General features: G+C 32.8%; 20 protein-coding genes. 11 read left to right on the forward strand and 9 right to left on the reverse strand.

The features are described from left to right. Positions 1-387: 387 nt before the first annotated feature. The 6 genes from F598_RS0103775 to F598_RS14875 form a co-directional block, all read right to left on the reverse strand. Entirely contained in the window at positions 388-1,044 is a 657-nt protein-coding gene (locus F598_RS0103775; protein ID WP_019037695.1) for a hypothetical protein, read from the reverse strand. 4 nt (positions 1,045-1,048) lie between these two features. Next, positions 1,049-1,762 carry a hypothetical protein gene (locus tag F598_RS0103780; protein WP_019037696.1) on the reverse strand — a complete coding sequence of 238 codons (714 nt, stop codon included), beginning with the start codon at positions 1,760-1,762 and terminating at the stop codon, positions 1,049-1,051. Positions 1,763-1,890: 128 nt separating this feature from the next. Then, positions 1,891-2,190, reverse strand: coding sequence for a hypothetical protein (locus F598_RS0103785; protein ID WP_019037697.1), 300 nt, complete (start codon positions 2,188-2,190; stop codon positions 1,891-1,893). Between the two features lie 55 nt (positions 2,191-2,245). After that, positions 2,246-2,593 carry a hypothetical protein gene (locus F598_RS0103790; protein WP_033408257.1) on the reverse strand — a complete coding sequence of 116 codons (348 nt, stop codon included), beginning with the start codon at positions 2,591-2,593 and terminating at the stop codon, positions 2,246-2,248. Positions 2,594-2,688: 95 nt separating this feature from the next. Further along, entirely contained in the window at positions 2,689-3,042 is a 354-nt protein-coding gene (locus F598_RS0103795) for a hypothetical protein (RefSeq protein ID WP_019037699.1), read from the reverse strand. Positions 3,043-3,046: 4 nt separating this feature from the next. Beyond that, positions 3,047-4,642 (reverse strand): RHS repeat domain-containing protein, encoded by a 1,596-nt coding sequence (locus tag F598_RS14875; protein WP_019037700.1) that lies wholly within the window; start codon positions 4,640-4,642, stop codon positions 3,047-3,049. A 236-nt stretch (positions 4,643-4,878) separates the two neighbouring features. On the opposite strand from F598_RS14875, the gene F598_RS0103810 reads away from it, so the two are divergent. The 8 genes from F598_RS0103810 to F598_RS0103850 all read left to right on the forward strand — a co-directional run bounded on the left by F598_RS0103810 (position 4,879) and on the right by F598_RS0103850 (position 11,255). After that, positions 4,879-5,376, forward strand: coding sequence for a hypothetical protein (locus F598_RS0103810; RefSeq protein ID WP_019037701.1), 498 nt, complete (start codon positions 4,879-4,881; stop codon positions 5,374-5,376). 182 nt (positions 5,377-5,558) lie between these two features. Further along, positions 5,559-5,702, forward strand: a complete 144-nt coding sequence (locus tag F598_RS15265; protein ID WP_019037702.1) for a hypothetical protein — start codon at positions 5,559-5,561, stop codon at positions 5,700-5,702. A 304-nt stretch (positions 5,703-6,006) separates the two neighbouring features. Then, positions 6,007-6,642 (forward strand): hypothetical protein, encoded by a 636-nt coding sequence (locus F598_RS14745; RefSeq protein WP_019037703.1) that lies wholly within the window; start codon positions 6,007-6,009, stop codon positions 6,640-6,642. Between the two features lie 157 nt (positions 6,643-6,799). Beyond that, the gene (locus F598_RS14880; protein WP_019037704.1) at positions 6,800-8,251 is read left to right on the forward strand and encodes an AbiJ-related protein; all 1,452 of its coding nucleotides are present in this window, start codon (positions 6,800-6,802) and stop codon (positions 8,249-8,251) included. 177 nt (positions 8,252-8,428) lie between these two features. After that, positions 8,429-9,178 carry a hypothetical protein gene (locus tag F598_RS0103835; protein WP_019037705.1) on the forward strand — a complete coding sequence of 250 codons (750 nt, stop codon included), beginning with the start codon at positions 8,429-8,431 and terminating at the stop codon, positions 9,176-9,178. 1 nt (position 9,179) lies between these two features. Continuing rightward, the gene (locus F598_RS0103840; protein WP_019037706.1) at positions 9,180-9,524 is read left to right on the forward strand and encodes a hypothetical protein; all 345 of its coding nucleotides are present in this window, start codon (positions 9,180-9,182) and stop codon (positions 9,522-9,524) included. A gap of 21 nt (positions 9,525-9,545) precedes the next feature. After that, a complete protein-coding gene (locus F598_RS0103845) occupies positions 9,546-10,205 on the forward strand; it encodes a hypothetical protein (protein ID WP_019037707.1) in 660 nt (219 codons plus the stop codon). A gap of 153 nt (positions 10,206-10,358) precedes the next feature. Continuing rightward, positions 10,359-11,255, forward strand: coding sequence for a PDDEXK family nuclease (locus F598_RS0103850; protein WP_019037708.1), 897 nt, complete (start codon positions 10,359-10,361; stop codon positions 11,253-11,255). 131 nt (positions 11,256-11,386) lie between these two features. Here F598_RS0103850 and F598_RS0103855 read toward each other — a convergent pair whose 3' ends face one another. Beyond that, positions 11,387-12,355 (reverse strand): IS110 family RNA-guided transposase, encoded by a 969-nt coding sequence (locus F598_RS0103855; protein WP_026302503.1) that lies wholly within the window; start codon positions 12,353-12,355, stop codon positions 11,387-11,389. Positions 12,356-12,848: 493 nt separating this feature from the next. On the opposite strand from F598_RS0103855, the gene F598_RS0103860 reads away from it, so the two are divergent. The 3 genes from F598_RS0103860 to F598_RS0103870 are packed head-to-tail and all read left to right on the forward strand — an operon-like array spanning position 12,849 to position 15,929. Continuing rightward, positions 12,849-13,313 (forward strand): hypothetical protein, encoded by a 465-nt coding sequence (locus tag F598_RS0103860; RefSeq protein WP_026302504.1) that lies wholly within the window; start codon positions 12,849-12,851, stop codon positions 13,311-13,313. Between the two features lie 11 nt (positions 13,314-13,324). Beyond that, positions 13,325-13,537: a hypothetical protein gene (locus F598_RS0103865; RefSeq protein ID WP_019037711.1), complete on the forward strand. Its 213-nt coding sequence runs from the start codon at positions 13,325-13,327 to the stop codon at positions 13,535-13,537. Then, positions 13,524-15,929, forward strand: coding sequence for a hypothetical protein (locus F598_RS0103870; RefSeq protein WP_019037712.1), 2,406 nt, complete (start codon positions 13,524-13,526; stop codon positions 15,927-15,929). The genes F598_RS0103865 and F598_RS0103870 overlap by 14 nt, the downstream gene beginning before the upstream one ends. A 161-nt stretch (positions 15,930-16,090) precedes the next feature. On the opposite strand, the gene F598_RS0103875 is transcribed toward F598_RS0103870, so the two are convergent. Beyond that, positions 16,091-16,471, reverse strand: a complete 381-nt coding sequence (locus F598_RS0103875) for a hypothetical protein (RefSeq protein WP_157594939.1) — start codon at positions 16,469-16,471, stop codon at positions 16,091-16,093. A gap of 233 nt (positions 16,472-16,704) precedes the next feature. After that, positions 16,705-17,133: a hypothetical protein gene (locus F598_RS0103885; RefSeq protein WP_019037715.1), complete on the reverse strand. Its 429-nt coding sequence runs from the start codon at positions 17,131-17,133 to the stop codon at positions 16,705-16,707. Between the last annotated feature and the right edge of the window lie 166 nt (positions 17,134-17,299).

Here is a 17,299-nt window from a genome sequence, read left to right on the forward strand (position 1 = left end):
GGTGTAAACATTTTTCTTCGTGTAGTAATCAAATTTATTATTAGCATCTACATAACCGTTATTCCTAAGTTCATAAACATTAAAATAATTAAAAGCTTCTGATATATCATGAGGTAGAAAACCTGGTAAATCATTTTCAATTCTGTTGACAATTTCTATTATTTCAAAAGTATTGTCATTATCTAGATCTGCTAAGTGATAGCGATTGAAGTTATTAGTCCCTTTATCTTTATTTTGTTTTAGAGCATCTATGTATTCTACAGCTTTATAAAATTCATTCGAATTAAATGACTGCGCGTTTATTGTGATTAAACTTGACTAAGAATAATAGATAAAAACATTAGTTTAAATCTCATAATAAAATTAGTTAAAGCTTTTGCAATCTATTTACCAATCTTCTGTTGTATTAATTAACCACTTATTTTTAAAATAAGTAATAATTTGTCTTCCCTTTTCAAATGGTATTATGATAGGCTGAGTCCAAGAATCTTTCAACTTAGTGCCTTTACTAATTTTAATTTTCTCACTGCTATTAATAGTTTCAAAATCTAATAATTCTAAGTCAATATTTCCTTGTAAAAGATGAATTCCAACAGGAATGTCTGTTTTTAAAACATTTGACACTGTATAACTTTCGTTTTCATCAGAAGAACTATTTAATTTAACACTATCATTTTCAGCGAAAACTAAAAAATATTCATAATCATTGAATTCAGCTTCAATTTTTTTTTCATTCCCTTTCAGCTTTCTGCATAAAAAAATGATATAGTTAAAAGATTTTAGGTGCCAATTCCCTCTTTCATTATAAACTTTATTATTAGTGTATATAATCCCTTTTATAAAATTGCTCCCAAAACTTCCATAAGGATTAATATACGGTAACATGTCATTATTTACAACCTCTAAATTTTGCTCACTAGCAAGTTGATGAATATAATCTGGGATTTTTTGATTTTTGTGATAATTGTCGGAATCTGAAAATCCAAATATTAAAGTTATTAATAGTAAAATAAAAAAAACCTTAAAAATATTATATGCTTTCATAGCCTTAGTACCAATTTGATTTATAATTTAAAAGCTGTAAATGATGATGACCATCAGAGTAATCTATTGGATAATAACCTTTTTGATAAAATAGATTAACACCTTTCGCAATAGGTTCAACTCTACTAGCTGATAGGTTAATTCTCAAATCAACTGCCCTTGCTCCTTTTTCAGTCATGTGCGCTCCATTAATTCCCGAATTAGGAATTAACTTATTATTACTAGATGAATATGCAGCTCCATCCTTGATAAAGCGATCACCACCTGTCACTTGAAAATCGAAATTCTCATGTCCTAAATCATCAAAAAGACCATCATACAATTTTTTTATAGATCTTCTTAACTTTTCGTTTTTAAGGACATAATTATTTGGATTAAGTTCACGCCCTGTTTTTGAAATAATCGAGTAAGAATTTTTCAATTTCTGATTAGTTGACTCAGTAAACGTACTCAATTTAATCTCATTAATATTAGTAGTTTCTAAGGTAACATTATTATTGATAGCAACTACACCATTGGACTTTAAAAAATTCACAGATTTGATAGGCTTGTGTTTACCACTCCAGAAATATCGACCATTTTTTGTAGCTCTAATGCCACCTGTAATTCCTCCTAGAAGTCCTCCAGCTATTGCTCCAGAGCCACCTCCAGCTAAGCCAGCCAATAGTCCATCTCCAAAACTGGCACCATTTGCCCAAGCACTTCCAGCTGCGCACACGAATCCTCCAGTAAAACCGCATCAAAAACCTGAAGTAAATCCAGCACTTAAACCAACAGAAGATGTTGCAAACTTTAAGGGGATATTTGGTTTTTAAAAAAAATTGATAGTCTTAAAAATTACAGAAATTATGAATTTACATAATTATCTAGTTTCAACTGATCTATTAGTTTTTTTGGTGTAAACGTCCAGAATATTATTTGATTTGGATATTTTTTTAAATGATGCCGAATTCGGATTCCTTCGGCTACAATCGGTAGCCAAGAAACATTTTCAATTGTATCAATATCTTTTCTTAAAAACTTGTACTTAGTCAGGAATATAGTTTTCAAAATAAGATGAGTTTGTGATATTTCTAACTTAACTAATGGCCAGGTGTAATTTACTCCACCTAGTTTTGCACCTCCTATAAACTTTAAACGTTTCATTGAGTCTTTTTATTTACAAAAATTTATTCATATAAATCTTTGAAGGTTGGATCACTTAAATCTCTTTCATCGGGATCTGGAAGCTTAAATAAGAGAGTATCATTAAATTTAACAAATTTATAATCCAGGAATTACTGTCTTTATTTATTAAGTAAGGCGCAGATATTTTAGAAATATTGAACTTCATCTCTGAGATATTTTGCCTTGAACGGTAACTATTCTTATCTTGATTAGCTAATCTTGTATATGAAGGAATAATTAAAGTATCGTTAATAATAACAGCAGTTCTATCTACCTCTGCTTTTTTCACATTGATATTAACATTGGAGGATTTTACTATAATTTCTAAATGGTCATACTTTGTTGATTCGTTAAAAATACCATAAAACATTACCACAAACATAATTGGTAGAATAGTGACTAAGGTATACTTTTTTTAACCACTTCGGTTTTTAAATAATTTCATTATGAATTAATATTTTCACAGCAATTTCATGATTAATCTTCTATAAGATCTAATAGCTCGAGAGTTAGTGTTTGATCATCAAGAACTATTTTAATCTTGTCGTTTTCAGCTTCTTTTTTTAAACGATAGGGGTGTTTTAAATCTGTTATGTCAATAAGTTGTATTTCAGCCTGTTTTAGATGAGCTTCTACAATATAATATTTACCGTTAAAAGATAGTAAACCTTTCTCATACCTTGTATTTAAAACTTTTTCATTAATTTCAATTGACCTAGTGATTTGAATCTGGTCACTCCAAAACTCATTTTTTTCTTTAATATCAAAAAAGATTAAAATTGAGAATAAAACTATAGCAAAAAGCACATAGCCTAAAATTAATTTTTTCATAGAATTATCGATTTAAGCCTGTGTTAATTGCATTTCTGATTGTTTTAAGGTTTGCACCAGAAGCACCCCAGTTAATATTACCAGATAAAATTGTTGCAGAATAACCAAACCCTATCGTGGGACCGAAGCCTACAACGAAATTTTGACCTACTTTAGAATAAATAGCATTAATTCCAGCTGAAAGTCCGAAATCAATAGCAGCATTTGCCTCCCACCTAGCTCCATAAAAAGTATTTGCAGAAATATCATTTTCAGAACCCGAGTAGTATAGATTTGTCATTTCACCAGTTATAGAAACATCTAAACCTCCGAGACCAGCAGATATTTCATTTAAAGGGTGTATTCCTTTGTCATTGCCTCTCAAAACTAACAGTTTTCCCTTTTCCGCACCTACATTAATAAGCGAACTTGCGTTTAGAGAAGCAACATAAGATATAGCATCAGGACCAAATAGATGCCTTAATTGTTGAGCCATGGCAGCTGCAGCAACATTTGCTCCAAACCACCCATCATGAACCCCATGATTTAATCCAGCCGTTATAGCTCCTTGCCTAAAACCATCCCAAAAATTACCACCAGCAATTTCGCTTCCAATGCCACCTGAGACTGCACCGGCTCCTGTTCCCGCAATTGCTCTTCCTACAGATCCCCAGTTTTTAGAAACACTACCTGCCAAACCGCCTACTATAGAGCTTATTCCGCCAGCGAAAGCGCCAGATTGAAAACTGCCCCCTTGAAGTTCTGCCATTGTGCCTCCAACAACACTGTGAGCCCCAGCCTGAAAGGCTGCAGCGGCTCCTGTGCCTACACTATTAGAAATTGTTGTTGCAACTTGTCCTATCCCAAAACTTAAGGCTCCGCTTATGGCTCCAAATATAGCAGCTTTCCCTGCTCCTTCAAAAAAGCCTTGTCCGTTAATCGAATTATTTATTCCATTTGTAACAACAGCTATAGCAGCTCCAATAAGAGCAGCTACAATAAACTCCCCGCTCAGATCACTGTAAATCAAAGGATTATTATAGACGTATCCGTATCTATTGAAATTTTGGGTATTGTAAGGATCTTGGATATGGTTATCTGGAGCTAAGAAGCGCCTTAACATAGGGTCATAGAGACGACCATTCATGTGGATAAGACTTACGCCATAGAGGTGTTCGTGTCCTGTATAGCCTCGGTCTAATAATAAAGTCTTATCAGTACTAGAGTCATAGAGATCGACTTCATTTCCATTTTTAACTAGCTTTTCTAAGCTTCCCCAGGCTCCAAAATGTCGGCGTTCTATAACATCGCCCTCCTCATCGGTTATGGCAAGAATACTACCTAGATAATCCCTATGTAAGAAAAGCATCTGTTCTTCGGTAGATGTTTTTTCATACACTATGGAGGAAGAATATTGGTCTCCTCCAATATACGTATGAATTTTAACTTCATCATTGTCTACATCCCAGGTGATTTCAATAGGTGCAATAGCACTATAAAACTTTTGGTGAGATCTATCGGCTATATCACTTTCATCATTACCATAGTAAGAAATACTTCTTTGTTCATCTCCATTGTATTGATAATTGATACGTTCTTTTCCAGGCACAGCAATTTGCACAGGAGATTTAAACGCATTATAGGTAATCTCTTGTAACGAATTGTTTGAATAGTGATTAGTGCCATTTTGGTTAAGCGTTATAGATTTACCATGAGAACTTGTACGGATTAGATGAAATAGTTGCAGATTTCCGAATCAAACGTAAGGCTTACAAAGTCTATTTAAAGAGTGCCTTAGTAACAGATGAAATTGAAGTTAAAAAAGATTAATCAACAACTTAAATTAAACCAATACTTATGAAAACAATACTTAAAACAGCCACATTATTACTTACTTTCTTATTTCTCCAATCATGTTCAAGTGATGAGGATTCAGAAAACCAATTACAACAAGACAATCGGGTGCTAAGAATCGAAATGGAAAGCATAAATGATAGTTTACAGAAATTTGATAATTTGGTCGTCAATCTTACTGTTGTAACAGATAGTAATAATGATGTCATTAATCCTACACCAGAAAACTATGAACTGCTAAGCGAATCAACAATCAGGAGCTTTACATGGGTCTATGATAGCCTTGCAAATTCTTATGAGTACTCACCGAATGAAAGTATAAATAGTCCAGAGTTTGGGATAGGTATAACAAGAAACCTGGATTTTACTGAAAAAGTTGATCTTTATAGAATCAACGTATATGCAGACGATGATCTTGAATTTACTCATACTGTAACAATGGAAGAAAATCAATTCTCTTTGAGTAAGCTTTGCGAAGTCGATTTTAGGAATAAAAAATGATTAAAACAGAAGTTAGAAAAATCAATTTTGTTTCAATTATGATTGTAATCTAAATTAAGCAAATTAATGAACCCTTTTTGGTAGGAATAATAAGCACTATGTGTAACTTTAGAAGATGTATCTAAAACGATACATAAAATGGACTTATTTTGAACAAATTATCAATCCTAAAACTAGAAATAATGACCAAAGATAAAAAATACACCGCTTCAAGTCGAAAACCATTAATGACAAAACCTGCTGATATGTATTACGATGGAAAAAAGGTTGAGTTTAAGGAGAGTTTAATTTACAATCACGTCGACTCTATTTCAAATTCAATTTAATAAATCAATATTTTCAAATTGCTTGTAATAGGATTTAAGTCTTTTTGAACAATGTGTAAAATATTTCAATATGGTAAAATTTATAACATTCGTGGTTTTTTATGGGTTTTGTAGGCTTTTTTCTGGCCTACATCCATAAGCTATTATTTATTGATTCGAACTTTTTGAAAACCAGCTTTAAAAAGTTAAGAACTAAAATATTTAAGAGATAAATTTTTAATCCTCATCACTTTGCTTAAATGGAGACAATTTTTAGTCGATAGATATGTTCAAAATCTAGAACTAAAGCTTTCCTGTAAGCCTTATGACCATTAAATTCATCAAGAATTTTAGTTTTGACCTAAAAGAGCAAAAGTACCTAGAGTCAAAATTTAATCTGAATCACTTCCTAGATTCAAAAACTCCATTAATTGATCTCATGTTTAATGGCGAAATAGGTCTAGTCAATCATTTTCTGAATAATAGTAGTATAAATGTTGATTGCAATGAACAAAAGGAGGAACTTACTTTGTTCATTTGCTATGTTAAGCATTATTTAAGCATACGCTTAGACGAACTTAGTCATAGATATTCAGATTTTGATGATGAAATACTGCGTCTATTCATGAAGGATTATCAAGTGAAAAAACAGGATTATGAATTTATGAAGCAGTTCAAAGCCCACAAAGATTCGAGGCAGCTTCAATATATTATGTTTGCTTCTTATTTATTAAAGTTAGATGATCCAAGGTTGATTATAGTGATGATTAAAAATATGAGGTTAATCATCAGTCTTACCATCATAAAAAAAGGGAAACATATAGGTTTTTATAAAACATCAGAACGGCAAATTTTAAAGTCAACAGAATCTAGTAGTGCCTACAGCAATGAAATCATTAGTTACTTATCAAAGCATAAAAAAACTGAATATGAATCTTTGAAAATTAAACTCCAGGAATAACTTAGAAACATACATGAACGGATTAATGATCCACGGTTGTTAGCTATCATTGAAAGGCTTATCTGATAAAAAGCTATTGAAATATGCGTTTATCCCGTAATATATTCAGATAAACGTGTAATTTTATATACATATAACTAGTTAGCCATCATTAAAAATGCAAGCAGAACTCCTAAAATGGTTGAGAGACATTGACGAAAAAAGAGCAGCAGACTTAATTTCTGTTTGCTCTGTCGATTTAGTTTATGTTGACACCCTTTTTGAACTTGGTGGAAGTGACCGAATGACAGAACTAATGGACGCTCAAATAGGTGTTCCAGGTAAATACTACAAGAATCTCGAAAACGAATTTAAAGCTGAAGTAAAGACCATTGAAGAACAAACCATGGAAGTTGCAACAGCTTTTGGTATGCATATTCGGCAGATAAGTTGGCAACCGAAAATTGACGAAGACACAGAAATGAAAAACAAAATATCGATTGTTACAAGACAAGCAATCTTTGATGAAATCACATTAAATAATATCTCTTGGTCAGGTCGTTTAGAAGAGCCTGATTTTTTAAATCGAATTTTTAATTTATCCAAGCTACCTTCTACAGATTCGAGATTTAACAATGCCTATGACGATATCCACAAGCATAGAATAATGAACTATGATTGGGAAGATGATTGGGTATTTACAGATAGAAGGTTTAACCTACTTCATTGCGATGAAGATATTCTGATGAAATTCCTGCTTCTTTCAATCAATCCAGTATCTAGGACTGATGAAGAAGGAATAAATCAACTTATTGAGATTTACAACAAGCACTTGGTGCCGATTGGATTAGAAGTATATGAAAAATCAAAGATTGCAGGAAAACCAATATTTGGATTCCGATCTCCAGACATAATAGAGTCCAAAAAAGATGAAGCGGTTCAGAAACTTAGAAAAATAGCATTGGTCATTGGCTGTAATGAATATGAGTTTGCAGGTCACCTTTCAAATCCATTGAATGATGCGAACGACATGAAAAAGAATCTTTCAGAACTTGGTTTTGACGTAATGCACGTTGAAAACCCAAGTCTGAAAGAAATGAAGATTGAAATTGACAATTTCGGAACAGAGTTAGAAAAATACGATGTTGGACTTTTCTATTTCGCAGGACATGGAGTTCAAGTTCAGGGTCTAAACTACTTAATCCCAGTTGACGCCAACTTGAAAAACGAAAGAACTGTTGAATATGATTGTGTTCGAGTAGATAGAGTCTTGTCTCACATGGAAACGTCAAAAACAGAAGTAAATCTCATAATTCTTGATGCCTGTCGAAACAATCCATTTGAAAGGAGTTGGGGACGTTCTGCGGCACAGCGTGGACTTGCTGTCATGGAAGCACCAAAAGGCTCTTTAATTGGTTATTCAACATCACCAGGTAAAACTGCATCCGATGGAGATGGCGAGAACGGATTATATACGGGGTGTTTAGTAAGAGAAATTAAAGGTGTCAATATCTCAGTAAATCAACTATTTCAGAAAGTAAGGAAAGCTGTTATGGAAAAATCTAATGATGAACAGATTCCGTGGGAATCGACTTCATTAACAGCGGACTTTTACTTTAATAAAAAATAATGAAAAACGATGGCTAACAATGGCTAAGAAAACATAGGGCAGACAAGGCTTTCAGATAGGTTCGTTCACTTAGCATAGTTCGGTTTCGGTGGACAAGTAATCGCTTCGAGAGCCCTACGTTTCTTAGCCGGGCCGTTCTCTACAATTTAAACTGATAACATTCCTAAATAAATTAATATGGCGAAAAAAAACAATAACAAAGTATTTGATAGTGACCCAAAGGGTTGTCTTTATATTATCCTAATTGTAGTAATGATTGCATTATTACCATTAGTTCCAATAATTTTAGGCTTTATAACACTGATACATTATTTCAAGTTCAGAAGATTTAGAAAAAAATATAAAAATATTTCAGATTTTTGGTTAGAAAGTGAAGAAAAAGATGAATTTCTTAGGTTTCAAAAAAATATAACTATAGCTGACAATAATATTAATCACGCAAAATTAAAAGGAGAAAGATTAAATATCACTAAAAATAAAGACGGTTCTTTTTCAAGTAGAAGTAATGCAGGAAAAGAAATAAATGCTACAATAAGAGAAGCTAAAAATTACCTTAGTAATAATTTTAATGATTTTAAAAACTATAAGTATTTACCCATTAATAGGTGGAATAAGATGAGAAATTCATACAGTAAATATTTTGCAATTTCGTACTCAATTATAATTTGGTTTATAACTTTTATCTTGCTTTTTAACTCTTACTTTGTAGAACAATACACTAACTTCTTTTATTTTTTAGGTGATATAGATTTATCCTATTTTCTTACAACAAAACAAGGATTTAAAGAAATTTTAATCGTTTTAGCAATTACAGCAGGGATTACTCTTTTAGGATACTATATATTAAGTAAAATAAGTGATTTTGCATTCTCAAAAAAATATCCAAAACCAGAGATAGTAACGGCTGATAACATCAACGATTATTAAAATGAAAGAAGTAATTAAGACAAAATCAAACTTATTAACTTTAATAGTGAACGGTGAGATAATTAATATTTTAAGTCCTTGGCATATTGAAGTTGATTTTGAGCAAGAAATAATAACTATTAGCAAAAGAAATTTATACTTTATAGGAACTGATACAAGCACAATAGCTTTCAGGTTTATAAGAAAGATTGTAGTTAATGAACATTTGTTTGGTGCAAATATTTGGATAAAAGCTATAGGCGGTTCAGTGAGCGCAAAATATTTACCGAAAGGCAAACTTAAAGAAATAAGGCAGAAAATAATAGACTATAATAAAACTAAAAGAAATCATATTATATTTTCATAATGTTGTAACAATTTAATTTAAATGAACGATCTAAAATGGGAACCTTTTATTGGTAAGAACTTTGAAATTGGTATTTCACAAAAAAAAATATTGATTGTTGGTGAAAGTCATTTTCATAATGGATCAGAAAAATCAATTAAGAAAATAAACAAAATCAATTTCACGAAAATTGTTATAAAAGAGATGGCAATTAAAAAAGAGTATTGGTCAACGAAGTTTTTTCAAAATTTACATAGAACATTAGTTGGTTCTGATAATTTTAAAGGTGAAAATCTTTGGGATTATTTAGCATTTTATAATTTTATACAAAGACCAATGGAAACAAATAAGGAGAGACCAAGAAGTAAAGATTTTTTAATTGGTTGGAATTCATTCTTTTATGTAATAAAAGAAATAAAACCTGACATTTGTATTTTTATTGGAACAAGTCCATCACATTATTTTTCTGAATTTAAAAAAGAAAGAGTAGATTTTAAAACAATTAAATTTAAAAGATTAGATAAAATAGGAAATTCATATCCTCGTTATGCTAAAATTTTAAGAGAAAATAATGAAATTGAATTTTACTTTATAAAGCACACAAGTAGCTATTATAGTTGGAAGAAATGGCGTGCATTTTTAGAAAAAAAAATCCCTGATCAAATAGCTGAATTCAGTATGATTGACGAATCAAAACTGTAGAGAGCATCGGCTATAAGCAATTGGTTTTTAGGTGCTTATACAAAAAAATAATATAAAAATAAAGGTCAGTGCTTATCCGAAAAAATTAGACTAAAAATCCCAAACTGCTTATAGCAAAGACCGTTGGCATTCATTATGAAACAAAATCGATAGATGGAAATATTCCGACAGATAACAGCAAACAATATCGAATTAAAAAGTTATCCATTTCTAAAAGAATTAGCAATGGAAGCCTATTTAATGGAGAATGAAGATATTCTAAAACTTGATACAGAAAACTTTGCTGACGTTACTGTTTTGGACGCTGAAATTGCATTAAAAAGTGGAAGAAAAACTTCTAATCGAGATGGTAGAATTGATATTTTAGCCAAATACGGACTTGACTATCTCGCCCTAATTGAATTGAAGATAAATGAGATAAATGACCAATCCTTACTTCAACTCGAAGACTACTTGAATGAAAGGCATCAGATTTTAACAAAACATCCTGAATTTTGGTCTGAAGTTGAAAATGAACCAAATTGGATAGGTGTTTTGGTTGGTTCATCTATTTCACCTGAATTGCAACGAAAACTGCAAGATGGTTATTCCACAGCAAGTGGAATACCTATTGCAGGAATGATTCTCAGAAGATTTAGAAGTATAAAAAATGAGATTTTTGTAATTACAGACACTTTTTTCAAATACAACTACACAAGCAGAGACTTTTCAAAATTTGAATTTAAAGGAGAGATATACAACAAAGCAAGATTAGTAAATAAAGTAGTTAGAACTTTCGTAGAAGAAAACCCGACAATTTCATACGCTGAATTAGAAAAGAAATTTCCGCAGAGTTTACAAGGTAGTATTGGCGTTTTTGATACGAAGGAAAATGCTCAGGAAATTTTTGACAGAACAGGACATAAAAGACATTATTTGAAATCTGATGAGCTGATTAAATTATCGGACTCAATTATTGCGACAAGCAACCAATGGGGGCTTGGAAATATTACTCATTTTGTAAATCACGTAAACAATATGGATAACGACTATCGAATTGAAAATAAATAACGAAATGCCAACAAAGAACTGAGGTAAAAAACAACTCTTTTCTTCATTAATTTTAGACATTATTATTCTAGGCTCACAGATTTCATTTATGGATTCTATGAGCTTTTTTTGTTCCTTTCATTGTGTGCTATTTACTTCTGCAATATAGACACGTATGTTTCATCATACGGTAGTCCTGATTTAGCTATAGCAAAGCATTGTTTTAGTAGCTTGTTGGCCACTGCAATCAGTGCTAACTTTTTGCTCTTTCCCTTGTTTACGATTCGCTCGTAAATTTCTCTGCATCCCTTATTATGCTTACAGGCATTAAAGGCACATAGAAACAACAAATTTCGCAGCTTTCTGTTTCCTACCTTACTGATTCGCGCCTTACCTCTTACGCTGCTGCCAGACTCTCTTGTAGTGGGAGTGATCCCCACATAGCTACAAAGCTGTGAGGCCGTTTCAAATTTAGAGAAGCCATCGGTAATTACAATCAGGAATAGGGCTGTTTTCTGTCCTATGCCTGGTACTGAAGTAAGAAGTGTGAGCTGCTGCTCTTGGTCTTTTTTTACTAAGGATAGAATCTTTTCCTCTATGGCTTTAACTTCCTTGTCAAGCTGTTTTCTTTGGCGCTTCAAAGACCTGTAAACGAACTTTGAAGGAACCCCCAGAGCTTCTTCTCCATGGATCTTGTCCTTCACCGCAGTTCGCTGCTTCAAATAAGTGTCCAACAGTCTGAACAGCTGCAGGCATTCACTCTGTACTTCGGTAAGCGCATTATAAATAGGGATCTTGTTGGTCTTTGCATACTCACATATTGCCTTAGCATCACTCTTGTCCGTCTTTACCTTAGCCAGCTTCATCTGTATGAACCGCTTGATCGACAAAGGATTGATGACTGATACTACTACTGTATTTTTGTAGAGAAACTGTGCAAGCCGGTAATGATAATAACCGGTAGCCTCCATAGCAACTAATGAGTTCTTTGATAGTACTTTAAGAAACTTTTTAAAACCATACTCATCATTGTTAAACTGATGGTGACCGCTAAGGCTACCATAGACATCAAAAACATCTTTACTGATGTCAACTCCATAAGTTTCTTTATATTTATTCATAAGAATTGATTTATGAAAGAGCATACTATCCTACTCACAACAACTTAAAAACGAGATCCAGGTCTCACAGAACTGAACGTGGTTGAGATAGTAAAAGAGAGGGGATTATCAATGTTGACGAAGTCTGAGCTTCAATGTATATCATAACCTTAATCCTCTCTTTTGTTCTTTCTGATTTAGATAACGATTTAATGAGAATCAAACTTAAGATGTATAAAAATAATAGCCGAGATAGTAGTATATTCAAGGGTTGTAGCCCGCTTCAGTTTTCTTGTAACTTGACAGGAAAGTGTCACGCAATCGGCTACTATTCTTATACTAAACGTGTTACCTGTAATGCTGAGCCATCAAAAAGCCACCGCAAAAACAGCACATTTATTTTTTCCAAAACGCCAGCCAACGCACAAAAAATAAAAGAGCTATTTCTGCCAATGCTAAATTTGAGGAAATCCGTAAATTGATAACTTCAAATAAAAGTATATTGCAATCATAAATGAATGAACAACCAACTGAACTAAAAATATTCTTCGACCAACCTAAGACTTTCAATTTACAGAATACAAAGTCATTAATGGGCTTGACAGGCTTATATTTCATTTTTTCCGCAAATACCAAAATCCAATACCCATTTAAGAAATCTCGTTTGCTCTACATCGGGATGAGCGAAAAGCGAACTAACAGTATGGGCAGTAGGTTAAGTGGGCATTTTGAGGGTAAAAGCAAAAACTTGGGATTGTTCAACTACAGAAAAATAGACCAATTATACTTTACGTATATAAATTTTGCGATGTTAAGGAAATTTTGGAACTACCGAGTTGAAGACCTTGAAAGCTATTTTATTCTGGACTTTGTGGAAAAATATGGTGTTTACCCAATATGCAACAACAAATCTGGTCTTGATATAATGAATAAACATTTAAAAGCCAATTTTGAAATAGATTGGAAAAACTTTGAATAACGGAAAATATTATGGAACAGAAAATTAAAAGTGGAAAAGAAGTGATTGATGAATTCTTTTCAGAAATATTGAACATAGAAGGCGTTGACGAGAAAACTGTTGAAATGCTTGTAAAACTCTATAGCGATGATAAGTTGACTGATACAAATATTCAAAATGAATTGGATGAATTGAAAATTTCTGCCCTGAAAACCCCTAAAGAAGACACCGATGACAAAAATTAAAAACTTGGAAATAAATGGGCTTAGAGGTGTGAAAGAAAAACTAAACCTAAATCTTAATAAAAAATCCATTTTGATTTATGGCGATAATGGCACAGGAAAAAGTTCACTTACAGATTCATTTGAATGGTTTTACAATAATCATATTGCTCATTTATCGACCGAGGAAATTAGTGGCCGTGGAAGAGACGCATTGAGGAACATTTTTATTTCTGATGATGAAGATGGCTATGTAAATCTAAATTTTGATGATAAAGACTTAGATGCAAAAAAATCCATAGATGGCTCTAAAAAAATCTATATATCGAATACTACAGATTATTTTAAAGAATACATCGTAGATTCTACTTCCGAAAATCTAATATTACGTTATAGAGATTTAGTTGAATTCATTATTGCCACTAAGACCGAGAAATTAAATAAACTTCAAGAGATTATTGGTTTTTCTGAGGTTGCGAAAATCAGAACAATTTTAAAGAGAAATTTTGGCAGAATAAAGCGGACCATTAAATCCTCTGACTACGAAGGTCGTAAAAGTGCGAGACAGGAAACCATTTTGGAAAATTTAGGTCGTAACGCTTATTCAGACGAACAATTATTTGATGGTGTCAATGATTTAATAAAGCCACTTAAACTTAAAATTGTTGTTAAGTCCCGTAAAGACATCAATGAAGTCATAAAAGAAATTTCGAGTAAAGAAGATTCGAAGTTAAGCGATGAGATTAATTTTTACGTCCGCGTGAAAGAGGTTGTTTCAGAATTAAAAGAAATATCAAATACAATCAATACAGAGTACAGTAATTTTTATACTGCATTTCAAAATTTACAGAAAGAACCTGAAAAAATAAAAAGCTTACAGTTATTGGCACTTTTAAAGGAAGGTAAATCCGTATTGTCCAAGGATGTTGTGGAGCATGACTACTGCCCTCTTTGCTTACAAGAAAAAAGTAAAGTTCAACTTATTCAAGAATTGAATGCTCGAATTGATGAACTTGAACAACTTGCAGAAGAAAAAAACTCAATTGATGAGCAGGCCAAAGTGCTTAAGGAAGTTATCCAATTCAAAGTAAATTCCCTTGAGGTGATATTGAAGGACAAATCTTTAGAAGATAAAAAGTTTGATAAGCTCAAAGAAAAATTAACTTCTTTTAAAACTCTTCTCAATTCAATAATTACTGAATTAGGTAAAGAAATAACCGAAAAAATCAAAGAGCCTCAAAAAGTAAACCTTCAAGAAAAAGAATTGAAAGAATTGCTGGAATCTCTTGCATCACAAATAAAAAAGCTCAAAGAAAGTAAGGCGTCCAATATAAAATTTACGATACACACCAAATTGTTACAGACTGCAAATGCTTATAAGGAATATCTCAGTTTGAATAAGGAAGAATCAGTTTTAAGAAAACAACAAGTGACATTTGAGTTACTGTATGATGACTTTATAAGAAAACAGGAGGAGTCATTAAATATTTTTCTTTCTATGTTTTCAAAAGAAATAAATGATTATTACACGACGATGAACCCAAAGGAAAAGGTTGAAGATATAAGGCTTATTCCTCTAACAAAAAAGGAAGAACTTGTTGGAATTACAATTGACTATAAATTCTTCGATGTTCGTAAAGTACCGCCAGAGGCTTACCTTAGTGAAAGCCATATAAATTGTTTGGGATTATCTTTCTTTTTGGCTTCAGTCAAGGCATTCAACAAAAGAAACAAATTTTTTGTTTTGGATGATGTGATTTCAAGCTTTGATAGGTCTCATCGTTATCGATTTGCTCAACTTTTGACAGAAAAATTTGGCGGTTACCAAACGATAGTCTTAACACACGAAAAAGAGTTTTTTGAACTCGTTTCCAGCGAAGTTAAAAGCAAAGGTTGGCTTTTAAGAAATTTCAAGTGGTCACAAGACAGTGGAACAGGAATCGAAAAAGGAATTGTTGACATAAAGGAACGTATTTTAAAAAAACTGGAGGATAGGAACACGGATGGGTTAGGAAATGATATACGAGTTTACACAGAAAAGGTAATGAAAAAAGTGGCGTTTGAATTAGAAGCAAAAGTCGCGTATCGGGATAATACCGTTAACGAAAAAAGAATGGCTCCAGAACTCCTTGATGCAGTTCAAAGTAAATTAAAAGCAAGCAAGGAATTAAAGGAAACTGCCAATATTCCAAAAATAAAAGGAATGCCAATGTTTGTTGGAAATACTACATCTCACGATAATGACTTTCAAGCAAGTATTGAGGACTTGGATGCGATTTGGGAAGATGTGAAGAAAATGATTCGCAGTTTTTACTGTAAAGAATGCGGAAAGTTCATTTCCACGAAACTTTACGACCCAGTTAAGAAGAAAATCAGGTGCGGTTGTGAAAATCTGATTTATGATTGGAAACAATAGAATAGCCAACGCAACTAGCCATAAACATTTACAGTTCCACAAGCCAACGCGCCACCAAAACTATAAAAGAGTATGTCTCAGCCAACGCTAAAAGAAAATAGAAAAACCAAAAAAATGGTCAACCTATTTCAGTGCCAGACAAAAAAGTTTAGAGGTTAATTTCATTTTTTTTTAGCTTGCAGACCCAGAAACCTTTCTTCAAATTCCTTTTTCTTCATATCAGGAGCGATGTATTGATAACTATCTTCCAGGCAATCGATGTGCTCTAAGACCGCTTCTTTGCTGGTGGTCGTTACATCTCCTCTCAGCAAGACTTTGACGTCTTCCGTATCGCTTTTTATAAACAGGTCCCTAAGCAGTAATTTGGATTGCAGATAATCCTTTATTAAGGCTACTGTGACAGGATAAAACACTTTGCCACTATGGTTGGTGAGTCGTGAGGCGAAATACAGCTCGCCCGAGTGGTGGGTATATAATCTTAAAATATCACCCTCAGCATTAAGGATGCTGAGGTCTTTTTTAAAGGCTCTTGGGTCTCTCATAAGTTTAATGTTAGTGGTTTTTAATTTGTTAACTATAAGTGGTAAATCAGACATTACCTGTCGCTCTTAAACTTTTGGCTATAATATATAAAACGAACTGTTCATGATGCCGATCTCATCATCTTCTTTATGAGCAAGGATTTCTAAACCTTCTTCTTTCCAGATGTGCATTCGCTGAGGTCGAGTTAGCATAAAGTTGGGGCAATGTGGGGACTGTTTTGACTTTACGAACTCTAGGCATGATGAGTGGAGAAAAAGATATGCCCGACAGGGGGTAAAGCGTTTTTGAAGAGCTTCCACAATTGCTGATGTGCTCCCAGACCTTGAATACTTCTAAGCGCATCACCGAGAATAGTGAAGGTGTCTATCGATGACGAAAAATGAATGACCCCAATGAGCTTCTTGAGTTTTTTAATCTTTAGGTCGATGTGCTGCTGACTCTCATTTAAACGAAAATTCGAGCTCTTGCTTTGCACAACGATGTTCTTATCTTTTAAGTGACTCTCCAAAGCTTCCAGTTTTTGGTCTCCAAGATTTAAAACCGATCTAGGCTGTACTTGTTTTAAAAACTTGATCTCGTAATCATGCAGGCGCTTGTGTTCTTGCTTGTCCTGATATACTTTGGAATTTTTGTGAAGCAGAATAGGGTCTCTGAATTTCATAGTTTTTATATTATTGCGAGAGTTCTAATTAATGAAGTAATTAACTTATTTATGTAGAGCAAACACCCACCTCAATCCTCCCTTAAGGGAGGAAGCGAATAGCCAATTAATCACTAAACCACTCTGGTGTTGGTGCCATTAAATTCATCTATGACCTCCCAAACTA

This window comes from Psychroflexus tropicus DSM 15496, from assembly GCF_000378765.1.
In the GTDB taxonomy this organism is placed as follows: Bacteria; Bacteroidota; Bacteroidia; order Flavobacteriales; family Flavobacteriaceae; genus Psychroflexus; species Psychroflexus tropicus.

What these genes read in the sequence shown, in the direction of transcription:
- F598_RS0103790 (WP_033408257.1), bottom strand. Translation starts at nt 2,593, where the DNA reads ATGTTTGTGGTAATGTTTTATGGTATTTTTAACGAATCAACAAAGTAT.
- F598_RS0103810 (WP_019037701.1), top strand. Translation starts at nt 4,879, where the DNA reads ATGAAAACAATACTTAAAACAGCCACATTATTACTTACTTTCTTATTT.
- F598_RS0103835 (WP_019037705.1), top strand. Translation starts at nt 8,429, where the DNA reads ATGGCGAAAAAAAACAATAACAAAGTATTTGATAGTGACCCAAAGGGT.
- F598_RS0103785 (WP_019037697.1), bottom strand. Translation starts at nt 2,190, where the DNA reads ATGAAACGTTTAAAGTTTATAGGAGGTGCAAAACTAGGTGGAGTAAAT.
- F598_RS0103875 (WP_157594939.1), bottom strand. Translation starts at nt 16,471, where the DNA reads ATGAGAGACCCAAGAGCCTTTAAAAAAGACCTCAGCATCCTTAATGCT.
- F598_RS0103870 (WP_019037712.1), top strand. Translation starts at nt 13,524, where the DNA reads ATGACAAAAATTAAAAACTTGGAAATAAATGGGCTTAGAGGTGTGAAA.
- F598_RS14880 (WP_019037704.1), top strand. Translation starts at nt 6,800, where the DNA reads ATGCAAGCAGAACTCCTAAAATGGTTGAGAGACATTGACGAAAAAAGA.
- F598_RS0103775 (WP_019037695.1), bottom strand. Translation starts at nt 1,044, where the DNA reads ATGAAAGCATATAATATTTTTAAGGTTTTTTTTATTTTACTATTAATA.
- F598_RS0103885 (WP_019037715.1), bottom strand. Translation starts at nt 17,133, where the DNA reads ATGAAATTCAGAGACCCTATTCTGCTTCACAAAAATTCCAAAGTATAT.
- F598_RS0103840 (WP_019037706.1), top strand. Translation starts at nt 9,180, where the DNA reads ATGAAAGAAGTAATTAAGACAAAATCAAACTTATTAACTTTAATAGTG.
- F598_RS15265 (WP_019037702.1), top strand. Translation starts at nt 5,559, where the DNA reads ATGACCAAAGATAAAAAATACACCGCTTCAAGTCGAAAACCATTAATG.
- F598_RS0103860 (WP_026302504.1), top strand. Translation starts at nt 12,849, where the DNA reads ATGAATGAACAACCAACTGAACTAAAAATATTCTTCGACCAACCTAAG.
- F598_RS0103850 (WP_019037708.1), top strand. Translation starts at nt 10,359, where the DNA reads ATGGAAATATTCCGACAGATAACAGCAAACAATATCGAATTAAAAAGT.
- F598_RS0103795 (WP_019037699.1), bottom strand. Translation starts at nt 3,042, where the DNA reads ATGAAAAAATTAATTTTAGGCTATGTGCTTTTTGCTATAGTTTTATTC.
- F598_RS0103845 (WP_019037707.1), top strand. Translation starts at nt 9,546, where the DNA reads ATGAACGATCTAAAATGGGAACCTTTTATTGGTAAGAACTTTGAAATT.
- F598_RS0103865 (WP_019037711.1), top strand. Translation starts at nt 13,325, where the DNA reads ATGGAACAGAAAATTAAAAGTGGAAAAGAAGTGATTGATGAATTCTTT.
- F598_RS14745 (WP_019037703.1), top strand. Translation starts at nt 6,007, where the DNA reads ATGACCATTAAATTCATCAAGAATTTTAGTTTTGACCTAAAAGAGCAA.
- F598_RS0103855 (WP_026302503.1), bottom strand. Translation starts at nt 12,355, where the DNA reads ATGAATAAATATAAAGAAACTTATGGAGTTGACATCAGTAAAGATGTT.